The sequence below is a fragment of the Demequina subtropica genome (genome assembly GCF_000971235.1).
Lineage (GTDB): Bacteria > Actinomycetota > Actinomycetes > Actinomycetales > Demequinaceae > Demequina > Demequina subtropica.
The window spans coordinates 15,527-29,323 of sequence record NZ_BBMB01000013.1 but is presented as its reverse complement, the minus strand read 5'-3'; the positions used below and the strand labels follow the sequence as shown (position 1 = coordinate 29,323).

At 72.6% G+C, this 13,797-nt stretch carries 15 protein-coding genes; 11 read left to right on the top strand and 4 right to left on the bottom strand.

What is annotated here, in order from left to right:
* Window positions 1–112: 112 nt before the first annotated feature.
* Complete coding sequence (gene tkt / locus AOM06_RS12390) at window positions 113–2,176, bottom strand: transketolase (RefSeq protein WP_228372952.1); 2,064 nt, start codon at window positions 2,174–2,176, stop codon at window positions 113–115.
* Between the two features lie 174 nt (window positions 2,177–2,350).
* Between tkt and AOM06_RS12385 the strand changes: the two genes are divergently transcribed.
* The 11 genes from AOM06_RS12385 to der are packed head-to-tail and all read left to right on the top strand — an operon-like array spanning window position 2,351 to window position 11,574.
* Entirely contained in the window at window positions 2,351–3,304 is a 954-nt protein-coding gene (locus tag AOM06_RS12385; protein ID WP_082105563.1) for a heme o synthase, read from the top strand.
* A 2-nt stretch (window positions 3,305–3,306) separates the two neighbouring features.
* Entirely contained in the window at window positions 3,307–4,224 is a 918-nt protein-coding gene (gene xerD / locus AOM06_RS12380) for a site-specific tyrosine recombinase XerD (protein ID WP_062306825.1), read from the top strand.
* Window positions 4,225–4,256: 32 nt separating this feature from the next.
* Window positions 4,257–5,072: a ParA family protein gene (locus tag AOM06_RS12375; protein ID WP_062306820.1), complete on the top strand. Its 816-nt coding sequence runs from the start codon at window positions 4,257–4,259 to the stop codon at window positions 5,070–5,072.
* 1 nt (window position 5,073) lies between these two features.
* A complete protein-coding gene (locus tag AOM06_RS12370) occupies window positions 5,074–5,931 on the top strand; it encodes a segregation and condensation protein A (RefSeq protein ID WP_062306816.1) in 858 nt (285 codons plus the stop codon).
* Window positions 5,928–6,473 (top strand): SMC-Scp complex subunit ScpB, encoded by a 546-nt coding sequence (gene scpB / locus AOM06_RS12365; RefSeq protein WP_062306810.1) that lies wholly within the window; start codon window positions 5,928–5,930, stop codon window positions 6,471–6,473. Before AOM06_RS12370 ends, scpB begins: the two co-directional genes overlap by 4 nt.
* Window positions 6,473–7,222, top strand: coding sequence for a pseudouridine synthase (locus tag AOM06_RS12360; protein ID WP_062306805.1), 750 nt, complete (start codon window positions 6,473–6,475; stop codon window positions 7,220–7,222). The genes scpB and AOM06_RS12360 overlap by 1 nt, the downstream gene beginning before the upstream one ends.
* Before the next feature lie 28 nt (window positions 7,223–7,250).
* A complete protein-coding gene (aroH, locus tag AOM06_RS12355) occupies window positions 7,251–7,613 on the top strand; it encodes a chorismate mutase (RefSeq protein WP_062306800.1) in 363 nt (120 codons plus the stop codon).
* A 7-nt stretch (window positions 7,614–7,620) separates the two neighbouring features.
* Entirely contained in the window at window positions 7,621–8,673 is a 1,053-nt protein-coding gene (locus tag AOM06_RS12350) for a prephenate dehydrogenase (RefSeq protein WP_062306795.1), read from the top strand.
* Window positions 8,670–9,404 carry a (d)CMP kinase gene (gene cmk / locus AOM06_RS12345; RefSeq protein ID WP_062306791.1) on the top strand — a complete coding sequence of 245 codons (735 nt, stop codon included), beginning with the start codon at window positions 8,670–8,672 and terminating at the stop codon, window positions 9,402–9,404. The genes AOM06_RS12350 and cmk overlap by 4 nt, the downstream gene beginning before the upstream one ends.
* Window positions 9,401–10,099: a lysophospholipid acyltransferase family protein gene (locus tag AOM06_RS12340; RefSeq protein WP_228372951.1), complete on the top strand. Its 699-nt coding sequence runs from the start codon at window positions 9,401–9,403 to the stop codon at window positions 10,097–10,099. Before cmk ends, AOM06_RS12340 begins: the two co-directional genes overlap by 4 nt.
* Entirely contained in the window at window positions 10,096–11,574 is a 1,479-nt protein-coding gene (gene der, locus AOM06_RS12335; RefSeq protein ID WP_062306786.1) for a ribosome biogenesis GTPase Der, read from the top strand. The genes AOM06_RS12340 and der overlap by 4 nt, the downstream gene beginning before the upstream one ends.
* Before the next feature lie 14 nt (window positions 11,575–11,588).
* Here the strand turns inward: der and AOM06_RS12330 are convergent, their stop codons facing one another.
* The 3 genes from AOM06_RS12330 to AOM06_RS12320 are packed head-to-tail and all read right to left on the bottom strand — an operon-like array spanning window position 11,589 to window position 13,707.
* Window positions 11,589–12,002 (bottom strand): DUF1801 domain-containing protein, encoded by a 414-nt coding sequence (locus AOM06_RS12330; protein ID WP_062306782.1) that lies wholly within the window; start codon window positions 12,000–12,002, stop codon window positions 11,589–11,591.
* Window positions 11,999–12,784, bottom strand: coding sequence for a glycerophosphodiester phosphodiesterase family protein (locus AOM06_RS12325; protein ID WP_062306779.1), 786 nt, complete (start codon window positions 12,782–12,784; stop codon window positions 11,999–12,001). The genes AOM06_RS12330 and AOM06_RS12325 overlap by 4 nt, the downstream gene beginning before the upstream one ends.
* The gene (locus AOM06_RS12320; protein WP_062307314.1) at window positions 12,781–13,707 is read right to left on the bottom strand and encodes a serine aminopeptidase domain-containing protein; all 927 of its coding nucleotides are present in this window, start codon (window positions 13,705–13,707) and stop codon (window positions 12,781–12,783) included. Before AOM06_RS12320 ends, AOM06_RS12325 begins: the two co-directional genes overlap by 4 nt.
* Window positions 13,708–13,797: the final 90 nt, after the last annotated feature.

Sequence of the window (13,797 nt, the reverse complement as noted above, 5' to 3'; positions counted from 1 at the left end):
TGCGGCGTGTCGGCCCGAACTCCGTTGCGACTGTCAGGCGGGGAGGGGAGGGGAGACGCGGAAGGGGCCCCGCATCGTGCGATGCGAGGCCCCTTCCGGTGAGGACGATGCGTCAGCCGGCGGCCGCGATCGACTCGCGGGCCACGGCGGCGACATTCTCCGCGTTGAAGCCGTACTTCTTCAGCAGCAGCGCGCCGTCGGCGGACTCGCCGAAGTGGTCGACGGAGACCGTGCGGCCGGCGTCGCCGACCAGGTCGCGCCAGCCGAGGGCCGAGCCGGCCTCGACGGACACGCGCGCCTTGAGGGCGGCCGGGATGACCGACTCGCGGTACTCGGCGTCCTGGCGGGCGAAGCGCTCGCGCGACGGCATCGAGACCACGCGGGCCTTGACGCCCTCGGCCGCGAGGAGCTCGCGCGCCTCGACGGCCACGGAGACCTCGGAGCCGGTGGCGATGATGACCACGTCGGCGTCCTCGTCGGCACCCGCGAGCACGTACGCGCCCTTGAGGACGCCCTCGGTCGAGGTGCCCTCGAGGACCGGGAGGTTCTGGCGGGACAGGATGATCGCCGACGGACGGTCGGTGGTCTCGAGGATCGCCTTCCACGCGGCCGCGGTCTCGTTCGCGTCCGCGGGGCGGATCACGTCGAGGCCGGGGATCGCGCGCAGCGTCGCGATGTGCTCGATCGGCTGGTGCGTCGGGCCGTCCTCGCCCAGACCAACGGAGTCGTGCGTCCACACGAACGTGGTGGGGATCTGCATGAGGGCCGCGAGACGGACCGAGGCGCGCATGTAGTCGGAGAACACCAGGAAGGTGCCGCCGTACACGCGGGTGAGGCCGTGCAGCGTGATGCCGTTCATGATCGCGCCCATGCCGAACTCGCGGATGCCGAAGTGCAGCGTGCGGCCGTACCACTGGCCGTCGGGGTACGAGTGGGTCGAGCGACGCGGGGGCAGGAAGGACGGCTCGCCATCCATCGTGGTGTTGTTCGAGCCGGCCAGGTCAGCAGATCCGCCCCAGAGCTCGGGCAGCACCGGCGCGAGGGCCGTCAGGACCTTGCCGGACGCGGCGCGGGTCGCGACCTTGGCGCCGGGCTCGAAGGCGGGGAGCGCCTCGTCCCAGCCCTCGGGGAGCGAGCGGGTCACCAGGCGCGACAGCAGCGCGGCTCGCTCGGGGTTCTCGGCCTCCCAGCGCGAGAACTGGGCGTTCCACTCGGAGTGGGCGGCCTGGCCGCGCTCCTTCACCTGGTGCATGTGGGCGAGCACCTCGGGCTCGACCGCGAAGGACTGCTCGGGGTCGAAGCCGAGCACCTCCTTGAGACCCGCGACCTCGGCGGCGCCGAGCGCGGAGCCGTGCACGCCGCCCGAGTTCTGCTTGGTGGGCGACGGCCAGCCGATGATGGTCGAGAGCGCGATGATCGAGGGCTTGCCGGTCTCGGCCTTGGCGGCCTCGATGGCGTCGAAGAGGGCCTGCGGGTCCTCCTGGTAGCCGTCCTCCTTGACCCACGAGACGGACTGGGTGTGCCAGCCGTAGGCCTCGTAGCGGCCGAGGACGTCCTCGGTGAAGGAGATGTCGGTCTCGTGCTCGATCGAGATCTTGTTGTCGTCCCAGATGACGATGAGGTTGCCGAGCTCCTGCGTGCCGGCGAGCGCCGAGGCTTCGTGCGCCACGCCCTCCTGCAGGCAGCCGTCGCCGGCGATGACGTACACGAAGTGGTCGAACGGCGACGTGCCGGGTGCCGCGTCGGGGTCGAGCAGGCCGCGCTCACGGCGGGCGGCCATGGCCATGCCGACGGAGGACGCGATGCCGGTGCCCAGGGGGCCGGTGGTGATCTCGACGCCGTCGGTGTGGCCGTACTCGGGGTGGCCGGGGGTCAGCGAGCCCTCGGTGCGCAGCGCCTTGAGGTCGTCCAGGCCCAGGTTGTAGCCGGAGGCGAAGAGCTGGAGGTACAGCGTCAGCGACGAGTGGCCGGCGGACAGCACGAACCGGTCGCGGCCCAGCCAGTGCGAGTCGGACGGGTCGTGGCGCATGACGTTCTGGAAGAGCAGGTACGCGGCGGGCGCCAGCGAGATCGCGGTGCCCGGGTGGCCGTTGCCGACCTTCTCGACGGCGTCGGCTGCCAGGACACGGAGCGTGTCGACAGCGCGACGGTCCGTGTCGGTCCAGTTGATGGTCACAGGTGTCTCCCTCGACAGGTTGCGGGTACGGGGGCCAGCCTACCCGTGCCGGTCGGCTTTGTAGGACGTTCACATTTCTGTGAACGCTTGCATCCCGGACGCCCTGCGGCCCCCGCACGGCGAGCCCCCGCCTCCCCGGACCTCGGTCCCGGTCGCCGCGGCTACACTGTCCGCATGCCGATCGCCACCACCGAGGCTCCTGCCGCCGTGCCCGTCGCGGCACCCCGCCGGGTGGCCGCGACGGTCGGTGCGTACATCGCGCTCACCAAGCCGCGGATCATCGAGCTGCTGCTCGTCACCACCGTCCCGACGATGGTCCTGGCAGCCGACGGCTGGCCCTCGCTCGGGCTGCTGCTCGGGACGCTCGTGGGCGGCGCGCTGTCCGCGGGCGGCGCCCAGGTGTTCAACAGCTACCTCGACCGCGACATCGACGCGGTGATGAAGCGCACGCGCCGTCGCCCGCTGGTGACCGGCGCCGCCTCGCCGCGCGGCGCGCTCGTGTTCGCGTGGGTGCTGTCGGTGGTCTCGACCCTGTGGTTCTGGCTCGTGGTCGGCTCGCCGCTCGCCGCGGTGCTGAACGTCCTGGCGATCTTCGGCTACGCGGTGGTCTACACGATGATCCTCAAGCGCCGCACGGCGCAGAACATCGTGTGGGGCGGGATCGCGGGCTGCATGCCCGTGCTCATCGGCTGGGCCGCCGTGACCCAGGAGCTGTCCTGGACGCCGTTCCTGCTGTTCCTCATCATCTTCTTCTGGACGCCGCCGCACTACTGGCCGCTGTCGATGAAGTTCAAGGGCGACTACGAGCAGGCCCGCGTGCCGATGCTCCCGGTGGTCGCCCCGGTCCGCAAGGTCGCGGTGGAGATGGTCGGGTACGCGGCGGCGATGGTGGTGACCAGCCTGACGCTCGCGTGGGTCGCGAACCTCACCTGGGTGTACGTGGCAGCGGCCGCCGGCGCCGGCGCGTGGTTCCTCTGGGGCTGCGTCTCGCTGTACCTGCGCTCGAGCCGAGGCGAGGAGCGTCTCAAGGAGATGCGCCTGTTCCACGCGTCGATCACGTACCTCTCGGTGGTCTTCGCCGCCGTCATGGTCGATCCCTTCATCACCGACGTCCTCGCGGTCCGCTGAGGATGCTGACGCGGCAGCGTGACGCCTACCTGGCGCACGTCGCCGTGGAGCGCGGGCTGAGCCCGAACACCGTCGCGGCGTACCGGCGCGACCTCGACCGCTACGCGGCCTTCCTGCGTGCGCGGGGCCTCGACGACCTCAAGGAGGTCGAGCGCGGGGACGTCGCGGAGTTCGCCCAGGCCGTGAGCTCGGGGGACGACGGCGGGCGTGCCCTGGCCCCCGCATCGGCCTCCCGCACCGTGGTCGCCGTGCGCGGCTGGCACCGCTTCGCGGTCCTCGAGGGCTGGACGCAGGCGGACCCCTCCGCGCAGGTGAAGCCGCGCGCGATCCCCAAGCGGCTGCCCAAGGCGATCAGCATCGACGATGTGGGCCGGATCCTCGCCCAGGCGGGGACGGGCGACGGCCTCGCGCCGCTGCGCGACCGCGCGCTGCTCGAGCTCGTGTACGCCACCGGCGCGCGCATCTCCGAGGCCGTGGGCCTCGACGTGGACGATGTCGAGCTGGTCCCGGACCAGGAGACCGTGCTGCTGCGGGGCAAGGGACGCAAGGAGCGCATCGTGCCCGTCGGCGGCTACGCCGTGGAGGCGCTCGAGGCGTACCTGGTGCGCGCGCGGGCCACGTACGTCCAGGCCGGCGGCGGCACGCCCGCCCTGTTCCTCAACACGCGCGGCGGGCGGCTGTCGCGCCAGTCCGCGTGGGCGATCCTGCGGGCCGCCGCCGAGCGCGCGGGCGTCGAGGACGTGTCGCCGCACACGCTCCGTCACTCGTTCGCGACGCACCTGCTCACGGGCGGTGCGGACGTCCGCGTGGTGCAGGAGCTGCTGGGCCACGCGTCCGTGACGACCACCCAGATCTACACGCTCGTGACCCGCGACACGCTCCGCGAGGTCTATGCCGCGGCGCATCCGCGCGCCCGCTGAGGAGCGTCGGCGCCGGGCGGTAAGGTTGGCGCGTGACCGACTTCCCTGCACCTGAACCCCTTCCCAGCCACGGTCCCGCGCGCGTGGTCGCGCTGTGCAACCAGAAGGGCGGGGTGGGCAAGACCACCACCTCGGTCAACCTCGCCGCGGCGCTCGCCGAGTACGGCCGCAAGGTGCTCCTCATCGACTTCGACCCGCAGGGCGCGGCCTCCGCGGGCCTCGGCATCAACGCCGACGCGCTCGACCGCACGGTCTACGACCTGCTCATGGAGACGGGTGTCGCGACCAAGGACGTCATCCTCGAGACCAAGATCCCGGGGCTCGACCTGCTGCCCGCGAACATCGACCTGTCCGCGGCCGAGGTCCAGCTGGTGGGCGAGGTCGCCCGCGAGAGCGCGCTCGCCCGCGCGCTGCGCCCCGTGCTCGACGACTACGACGCGATCCTCATCGACTGCCAGCCCTCGCTGGGCCTCCTCACCGTGAACGCGCTGGTCGCCGCCCACGGCGTGGTGATCCCGCTCGCCTCGGAGTACTTCGCGATGCGCGGCGTCAAGCTGCTGGTGGACACCATCCAGAAGGTGCAGGACCGCCTCAACACCCGCCTCACCATCGACGCGATCGTGCCGACGCTGTACGACGGCCGTACGCTGCACGCGCAGGAGGTGGTCGAGCGGGTCCGCGACGCATTCGGCGAGCGCGTCACCGACACGATGATCCACCGCACCGTGAAGTTCCCGGACGCGACGGTCGCGGCGGAGCCGATCACCACCTTCGCGCCCGCGCACGCCGGCGCCGAGGCCTACCGTCAGCTCGCGCGCGAGCTCGTGGCGCGCGGGGTCGCCGCCTAGCGTGACCGAGCAGGCCGCACCCGAGGCCCCCCGGGGCTTCGAGGTCCACCTCGACAACTTCGAGGGTCCGTTCGACCTGCTGCTGAGCCTCATCTCGAAGCATCAGCTCGAGATCACGGAGGTGTCGCTCGCGCGCGTCACGGACGAGTTCCTCGCGACCATCGCGGCGCGCGAGGGGGACTGGGACCTCTCGCAGGCCTCCGAGTTCCTGGTGGTGGCGGCGACGCTGCTCGACCTCAAGGCGGCGCGGCTGCTTCCGCAGGGAGAGGTCGACGACGTCGAGGACCTCGAGCTGCTCGAGGCGCGCGACCTGCTGTTCGCGCGCCTGCTCCAGTACCGCGCGTTCAAGCAGGCCGCCGTCGCCTTCGAGACGATGCTCGCGGCGCCGCGGCGGATCCCTCGCGATGTGCCGCTCGAGCCGCAGTTCGCGATGCTGCTGCCGGAGCTCGTGTGGACGGTGACGCCGGAGATGCTGGCCCAGCTCGCGGCGCACGCGCTGCAGCCCAAGGCGGTGCCGACGGTGAGCATCGCGCACCTGCACAACCCCGCGGTGAGCGTGCGGGAGCAGGCGGTGGTCATCACCACGCGCCTCCAGCGCGAGGGCGCCGTGAGCTTCCGCTCCCTGGTGCACGATGCGGGGCACGTCAGCGTGGTCGTCGCGCGCTTCCTCGCGCTGCTCGAGCTCTTCCGGGAGGCCGTGGTCGCCTTCGACCAGGTACGCTCCCTCGGCGAGCTGACGGTCCGCTGGACCGGCGGCGACTCCGCGGTCGAGGTGTCCGCGGAGTTCGACGAGGACGATGCCATGGGCGTGGCCACGCAGGCCGCCGGCATCGGTACCGAGGACGGGGAGACGGTGTGAACGACGTGACGCTGCGCGGGGCGCTCGAGGCGGTCCTCATGGTGGTGGACGAGCCCGTCCCCGCCGCGGAGCTCGCCGCGGCGCTCGAGGTGCCGCTGGGCGAGGTCCAGGCCGCGATCGAGGCGCTCCGCGACGAGTACGCCGACCCCGAGGCGCCGCGCGGCTTCGAGCTGCGCGAGGTCGACGGCGGGTGGCGCATCTACTCGTCGCGCCTGTTCGCCGACGTGGTGGGCCGCTTCATCGTGGACGGGCAGTCCGCGCGCCTGTCCCAGGCGGCGCTCGAGACGCTCGCCGTGGTCGCGTACCGCCAGCCCGTGACGCGGGGGCAGGTGTCGCAGGTGCGCGGCGTCAACGTCGACTCGGTGATGAAGACGCTCGCCGCGCGCGGGCTGGTCACCGAGGTGGGGGAGCTCGGGGGAGCGGTGCTCTACGGCACGTCCACCGAGTTCCTCGAGCGCATGGGGATGTCCACGCTCGACGACCTCCCGCCGCTCGCGCCGTACCTGCCCGACCTGGCCGATATCGATGGGGAGGGCCGCTGATGTCCGAGCTCGAGATCCACCGTCCCGAGGGGACCCGGCTGCAGAAGGTGCTCGCCGCGGCCGGCGTCGGCTCCCGCCGCAAGTGCGAGGAGCTCATCGAGCGCGGCCACGTCACCGTGAACGGCGAGGTGGTCGACCAGCTGGGCGTGCGCGTCAACCCCGACGAGGTCGTGATCGCCGTCGACGGCGAGCGCATCTCCGTCGACGCCGGTCATGTCACCGTGGTCCTCAACAAGCCGTGGGGCGTCGTGTCGACCATGAGCGACCCGCAGGGCCGTCCCGCGCTCGACCGGTTCGTGAGCCAGTACGAGGAGCGCCTGTTCCACGTGGGCCGCCTGGACGCCGAGACCACGGGCCTGCTCCTGCTCACCAACGACGGCGAGCTCGCCAACCGCCTCGCGCACCCGACCCACGGCGTGTCCAAGGTGTACGTCGCCAAGGTCAAGGGCCGCGTCTCTAAGCACCTGCCCACGCAGCTCAAGCAGGGCGTCGAGCTCGACGACGGTCCGGTGCGTGCGACCGCGTGCACGGTGCTCGACGTCGCGAGCGACTCGTCGCTCGTGCAGGTCGAGCTCCACGAGGGCCGCAACCGCATCGTCCGCCGCATGCTCGACAAGGTGGGCCACCCCGTCCTCGAGCTGGTGCGCACGCAGTTCGGTCCGATCCGCCTGGGCACCATGGCGCCCGGGGAGATCCGTGAGCTGTCGCCCGGCGAGGTCGGGCGCCTCATGGACATCGCCGGGCTCTAGCCGGCGCCCCGACCGATACGATGACGCCATGACAATCCGTGCGATCCGTGGCGCCATCACCCTGGACCGCGACGAGAAGGACCACCTGCACGCCCGCACCATCGAGCTCGTCGAGGCGATGATGGCGGACAACGCGCTCCACACGGACGACCTGATCTCGGTGATCTTCACGTGCACCCCCGACATCGTGAGCGACTTCCCGGCGGCCGCCGCGCGCACGCTCGGCTTCGGCGCGGTGCCGCTCATGTGCGCGCAGGAGATGGCCGTCCCGCATGCGCTGCCGCTCGTGGTGCGCGTCATGATGCACGCGCACCTCGACCGTCCCCGCGACGAGATCGCGCACGTGTACCTGCGCGGTGCCGTGAGCCTGCGTCGCGACCTCGCGCAGTAGGAGCGACATGCAGAACCACCCGCGCACGCACATCATCGGCGCCGGCCTCATCGGGGCGAGCATCGGGCTCGGCCTCAGCGCCGAGGGCTGGACCGTCACCATCGAGGACAACGACGCCGAGGCGCAGGCCCTCGCGCGCTCGATCGGGGCCGGAGCGGCGCCCACGGAGGCCGCTCCCGAGCTCGTGATCGTCGCCGTCCCGCCGTCGGCCGCACCCGCCGTGGTCGCGGCCGCGCTCGGGCGCTACCCGGACGCCGTCGTCACCGACGTCGCGAGCGTGAAGGCGCCCATCGCGGACGCCGCCGCCGCGACCGGCGCCTCGTCCCGCTACGTCGGCTCCCACCCGATGGCGGGCCGCGAGATCTCGGGCGGCCTCGGCGCCCAGGGCGACCTGTTCAAGGCGCGCCCGTGGGTGCTGTGCCCCAACGGCGCGACGGCGGAGGCGCTCGCCCTGGTCGCCTCGGTGCCCGCCGCGCTGCAGTGCGACGTGGTCACCATGGACGCCGCGGCGCACGATGCGGCGGTGGCCCGCGTGTCCCACGCCCCGCAGGTCGCGGCCTCCGCCGTCGCGGCGGCGCTGGGGATCCTCTCCGCGGACGATGTCGCCCTCGCGGGCCAGGGCCTGCGCGACGTCACGCGCATCGCGGGCTCGCTGCCCGGCATGTGGGCCGACATCGCGCGCATGAACCGGTCGCACCTCATCGAGACGCTCGACCACATCATCGCCGACCTCGAGGAGGTGAGGGAGGCCGACGACATCGGCGAGGCCCTCACCGACCTCATCGACCGCGGCCGCTACGAGGTCGCGCGCATCCCCGGCAAGCACGGCGGGGCCACGCGTGACTGGGCGTCGGTCACCGTCATCGTCCCCGACACGCCCGGCCAGCTCCTGCGGCTCCTCCAGGACACCGCCGAGGTCGACGTCAACGTCGAGGACATCTCCATCGAGCACTCGCCGCGGCAGCCGGTGGGTCTGACGACGCTCTACGTGCTGCCCGCGAGCGCGGGCGACCTGGTCGCCGCGCTCGAACGGCAGGGTTGGGAGATCGCTGCATCATGACCGGAATCTCGATCGCGATCGACGGCCCCGCGGGGACCGGCAAGTCGACGGTGGCCCGCGAGGTCGCCCAGCGACTCAAGCTCGCGTACTTCGACACGGGTGCGACGTACCGCGTCGCGACGCTGTGGTGCATGCGCGAGGGCGTGGACCTCGCGCAGGAGTCCGACGTCGCCGCGCTGGTGGAGACGATGAACGTCGCGCTCGTGCTCGATCCGCGCAACCCGCGCGTGGTGCTCGAGGACGAGGACGTGAGCTCGCTCATCCGTTCCGACGCCGTCGCGCTCACGGTGTCGAAGGTGGCCACCAACCTCGAGGCGCGCGCCGCGCTCGGCCAGTGGCAGCGCGACGTCATCGCGTCCGAGCTCGAGGGCGGGCTGTCCGAGGGCCGCGGCATCGTGTCCGAGGGTCGCGACATCACGACCGTGATCGCGCCCGACGCGGACGTGCGGATCCTCATGACCGCCGACGAGGAGATCCGCGTCGCCCGTCGCGCCGGCGAGGGCGCCGACCTCGCGACGGTCCGCGAGGCCGTGCTCGGCCGCGACAAGAAGGATGCGACGGTGGTGCAGTTCCACACCGCCGCCGACGGCGTCCACACGCTCGACACCTCGGAGCTCACCATCGAGGAGGCGGTGCAGGCCGTGCTCGACCTCGTCGCGGAGGTGCGAGGCGAGGAGCCCGGGACCGACGCATCGTCCGCCGGCACCGTTCCCGAAGAGCCCGCCGAGTGAGCGCAACCGTCCCGAGCCGGTGGGGGCCGCGCTGGTCCCGCTGGGTGGGTCGGTTCCTCGCGCGCGTCCTGTGGCGCACCGAGGTGCGGGGTCGCTCCAACGTCCCGCGCACGGGCGCCGCGATCATCGTCTGCAACCACGTGGGCCTCATCGACGGCCCGGTGGTGCACGGCGTGATCCCGCGCGGCTCGCACTTCCTCATCCGCAAGGGCATGATGACGGGACCGCTGGGGGCCATCCTGCGGGCGGCGCAGCAGATCACGGTGGAGGGCTCCGGGCGCGACGCGCTCGCGCAGGGCCTCGCGGTGCTGCGGCGCGGGGACGTCATCGGGGTGTTCCCCGAGGGCACGCGCGGCGTGGGGACCGCGGAGGCGGTCCACGGGGGCGCGGCCTGGCTGGCCATCCAGTCGGGAGCGCCCGTGGTGCCCACGGCGATCATCGGCTCGCGCCGCACGGGCGAGTCCGTGAACGTGTGGCCCAAGCCGGGCCGCCGCCTCGTGGTGGCGTTCGGCGAGCCGGTGGTGCTCACCCCTCCGGACGATGTGCGGGGCGGCCGCGCGAAGCAGGCGTGGGCGGCCGAGAGGCTCGCCGAGGCGCTTCGCGACCAGGTGGCCCGTACCCTTGACACGACAGACCTCGAGCTTCCGCTCGACGACCCGCGCCGTTCCGCGCGCGAAGAGAAGGACCCCGCATGATTGACGAGCTTCCCGCGCCCCACGAGTCGGACGCGCCCGAGTCGCTCGACGAGATCCGCGAGGCGGCGCTGCGCGCCGGCCTCGACGCCTACGACCTGAGCCCCGAGGACCTCGCGGACCTCGCCGGCGAACCCGAGCCGCTCACCGAGGAGGCCCTGCCGGTCCTCGCGATCATCGGCCGCCCGAACGTGGGCAAGTCCACCCTGGTCAACCGCATCATCGGCAAGCGCCTCGCGGTGGTCGAGGACAAGCCCGGCGTCACGCGCGACCGCGTCGCCTACCGGGCCGAGTGGGCCGGTCGGGACTTCACGCTGCTCGACACCGGCGGCTGGGAGAAGAACGTCACCGGCATCGACCTCTCCGTGGCGCAGGCCGCGGAGGCCGCGATCGAGATGGCGGACGCCGTCCTGTTCGTGGTGGACGCCATGGTCGGCGCGACTGCCACCGACGAGCAGGTGGTGCGGCTGCTGCGCAAGGCCGACAAGCCCGTGGTGCTCGCCGCCAACAAGGTGGACGGCCCCCAGGGCGAGCTCGAGGCGGCCGCGCTGTGGAATCTGGGGCTGGGCGAGCCGTTCCCCATCTCGGCCCTGCACGGACGAGGCACCGGCGACCTGCTCGACGCCGCGATGGCGATCCTGCCCACCGAGATGCACCAGGTCGAGGTGGACGAGGACGCGCCGCGTCGCATCGCGCTCGTGGGCCGCCCCAACGTGGGCAAGTCCTCGCTGCTCAACAAGCTGGCCGGCGCCGAGCGCGCGGTGGTCAACGAGCTCGCGGGCACCACGCGCGACCCGGTCGACGAGCAGGTCGAGATCGGCGGGCGCCCCTGGACGCTCGTCGACACGGCGGGCATCCGCCGCCGCGTGCACATGGCGAAGGGTGCCGACTTCTACGCCTCGCTGCGGACCCAGACCGCGATCGAGCGCGCGGAGGTGGGCGTGGTCCTTCTCGACGCCTCGCTCCCGCTCACTGACCAGGACCTGCGCGTGGTGCAGCAGGTGGTCGACGCGGGCCGCGCGATGATCTTCGTGTTCAACAAGTGGGACCTGATGGACGAGGACCAGCGGTTCCTCCTCGAGCGCTCGATCGAGAAGGACATGGTGCAGCACCAGTGGGTGCCGCGCGTGAACCTGTCCGCGAAGACGGGCTGGCACACCAACCGGCTGCTCCCGGCGCTCGACCTGGTGCTGTCGAGCTGGGACCAGCGCATCTCCACCGGTCGGCTCAACTCGTTCCTGGGCGAGCTGGTCGCGGAGCATCCGCACCCGGTGCGCGGCGGCAAGCAGCCCAAGATCCTGTTCGCCACGCAGGCCGCGACGCGGCCGCCGCGGTTCGTGATCTTCGCCTCGGGCTTCCTCGAGCCGCAGTACCGGCGCTTCATCGAGCGTCGCCTGCGCGAGAACTTCGGCTTCGAGGGCACGCCCATCCAGATCTCGGTGCGCGTGCGCGAGAAGCGCGGAGCCAAGCGCAAGTAGCCCCGTGCGGCGCGTCAGGCGGAGGCGTCGAGATCGCCTCGCGCGAACGCGATCTCGACCAGGTCCTCGAGCACCTCGAGGTCGACCAGGTCGAGGCGCCTGACGTACACGCAGCCCTTGCCCTCGGTGATCTCGCCGAGGGCGGGGAGCAGCCCCGCGCCCTCCGGCGTGTCCTTGAGCCCGTAGAACACGAGCTGGGCCTTCCGGGGCGAGAAGCCCACCGCCATCGTGTCCCCTTCGCGACCGCTCGCGTAGCGGTAGTGGAGGGAGCCCCAGCCGATGATCGACGGGCCCCACATCGCGGGCTCGACGCCGGTGACCTCGGTGATGAGCGCGACCACGCGCTCGGCCTCGAGGCGCCTGCGCTCGGGCTTCACCGCGGCGACGAAGGCCTCGACGGGCACGTCGGTCGGAACCGTCGCGCTCATCGGTCGAACCACGACCACATGCCGCGAGCCACGAGCACCTCCTTGAGGAGGTCGGCCCGGTCGGTCACGATGCCGTCGACGCCGGCGTCGATGAGCGACTCCATCTCCTCGCGACGGTTGACGGTCCACACGTGCACGGTGCGGCCGGCCTCGTGCGCCAGCCGGATGTGGCGCTGCGTGAGCACGGGGACCATGCCGACACGCCACGGGATCTGGAGCGCGTCGACGGTGCGAAGCGACCTGAGGGTCCCGAGCCCCAGCAGGCCCCCCGCGAAGAAGCGCGCCGCCTCGGAGGTGCCCGCGGAGGTCGCGACCGGTCGGGTGAGGCGCGCGAGCGTCGCCTCCCGGCGCTGCGCCGAGAACGAGGCGAGGCAGACGCGGTCGTGCGCGCCGGTGCGCTCGATGGCCTCGGCCACGGGGACGATGCCCGACTCGGCCTTGACGTCGATGTTCACCCGTACCCCGGGCCACGTGCCGAGCACGTCCTCGAGCAGCGGCACCGCCTCGACGCCGCCGATGCGCGCGTGGCGGACCTGCTCCCAGGGCAGGTCGGCGACGTCGCCGTCGGCATCCGTGGTGCGGTCGAGCGACGAGTCGTGGAGGGCGACGGCCACGCCGTCGGCGGTGCCGTGCGCGTCGGTCTCGAGGTAGCGGAAGCCCAAGTCGACGGCGGCCTGGAACGCGGCCATCGAGTTCTCGAGCCCGTCGCGCGAGAACCCGCGATGCGCGAGCGCGGCGAACGGTGCGTCGAAGTAGGGGTGGGGCGTGCGGGTCGGGGTCATGCGATCACCTCCGGCAACCAGGATGCGATGGCGGCTAGGTAGGCCGCGCGGGGAACGGGGGAGGACAGGGAGAGCTCGTGGACCCCGCCCGTGACGAGGGCCTCGCGCACGCGGGGGCCGAGCCGCGGAGCGAGCCGCGCGATCGCGCTCACGTCGACCACGGTGTCCTGGAGCCCCAGCAGGGGGTTGTCGGGAGAGTCCGGTCCGGTGGAGTGCGAGCGCGCGACGAGCACCGGCACCGCGATGTCGAGCCCGCGCGCCACGCGCGACTGGGCGTCGAGCACCGCCGCGAGCCACGCGGCGCGCGCAGGCACCCCGGCGGGGTTCTTCCAGGCGACGTCGAAGCCCCACGCGCCGCCCGCCTCGGTGAGCAGATGGGCGGCGTAGTGGGACGGCGCGTCGTGCAGGATCATGCGAGGCCTGGCCCGCGCGAGCAGCGGCACGGCGCGCAGGCCGATGCGCTCGGCGCGCGTGCCGGCGCGCGCGAAGTACGGGCTGTCGAGGATCAGGCCCGCGAGGGCGGCGTGAGGCCGCGCCGAGGCCCAGATCGCGGCCGCGAGGCCCCCGTTGGAGTGCGCGTGGACCACCAGGGGGAGGCCGGGATGCGCGCCGGCCACCGCATCGGCCGCCGCCGCGATGTCGTCGCCGAGCTCGTCGATGCTCGCGATGAGGTGAGGAACGTCGCCCTCCCGGAGCGACCGTCCGGCGCGGCGCATGTCGACCGCGTGGAACGCCAGGCGATGCTCCTCGAAGAACCGGGCGAGGTGGGCCTGGAAGAAGTAGTCGTTGTAGCCGTGGACGTGGAGCACGGCCCAGCGCGGCGCAGCCGGGGGAGCGGCGGAGCGCACCAGCGTCGCGGGGCCCAGGGCGCGCGCCTCGAACCCGGCGAGCACATCGTCATCCCAGGTCGCGATGGGGTCCATGCCTCCGATCGTGCCACCTCGGCGGCCGGTGTTCATCCCTCGTTCGCGTGTTGGTCGTGCATCCTTCACCGGGGCCGGGCACTCTTGGCG

Excerpts from the sequence above, each read along its gene's own strand:
- AOM06_RS12320 (WP_062307314.1), bottom strand. The coding sequence starts at position 13,707 with ATGGACCCCATCGCGACCTGGGATGACGATGTGCTCGCCGGGTTCGAG.
- AOM06_RS12330 (WP_062306782.1), bottom strand. The coding sequence starts at position 12,002 with ATGAGCGCGACGGTTCCGACCGACGTGCCCGTCGAGGCCTTCGTCGCC.
- AOM06_RS12360 (WP_062306805.1), top strand. The coding sequence starts at position 6,473 with ATGTCCGAGCTCGAGATCCACCGTCCCGAGGGGACCCGGCTGCAGAAG.
- der (WP_062306786.1), top strand. The coding sequence starts at position 10,096 with ATGATTGACGAGCTTCCCGCGCCCCACGAGTCGGACGCGCCCGAGTCG.
- xerD (WP_062306825.1), top strand. The coding sequence starts at position 3,307 with ATGCTGACGCGGCAGCGTGACGCCTACCTGGCGCACGTCGCCGTGGAG.
- AOM06_RS12350 (WP_062306795.1), top strand. The coding sequence starts at position 7,621 with ATGCAGAACCACCCGCGCACGCACATCATCGGCGCCGGCCTCATCGGG.
- aroH (WP_062306800.1), top strand. The coding sequence starts at position 7,251 with ATGACAATCCGTGCGATCCGTGGCGCCATCACCCTGGACCGCGACGAG.
- AOM06_RS12325 (WP_062306779.1), bottom strand. The coding sequence starts at position 12,784 with ATGACCCCGACCCGCACGCCCCACCCCTACTTCGACGCACCGTTCGCC.
- cmk (WP_062306791.1), top strand. The coding sequence starts at position 8,670 with ATGACCGGAATCTCGATCGCGATCGACGGCCCCGCGGGGACCGGCAAG.
- AOM06_RS12385 (WP_082105563.1), top strand. The coding sequence starts at position 2,351 with ATGCCGATCGCCACCACCGAGGCTCCTGCCGCCGTGCCCGTCGCGGCA.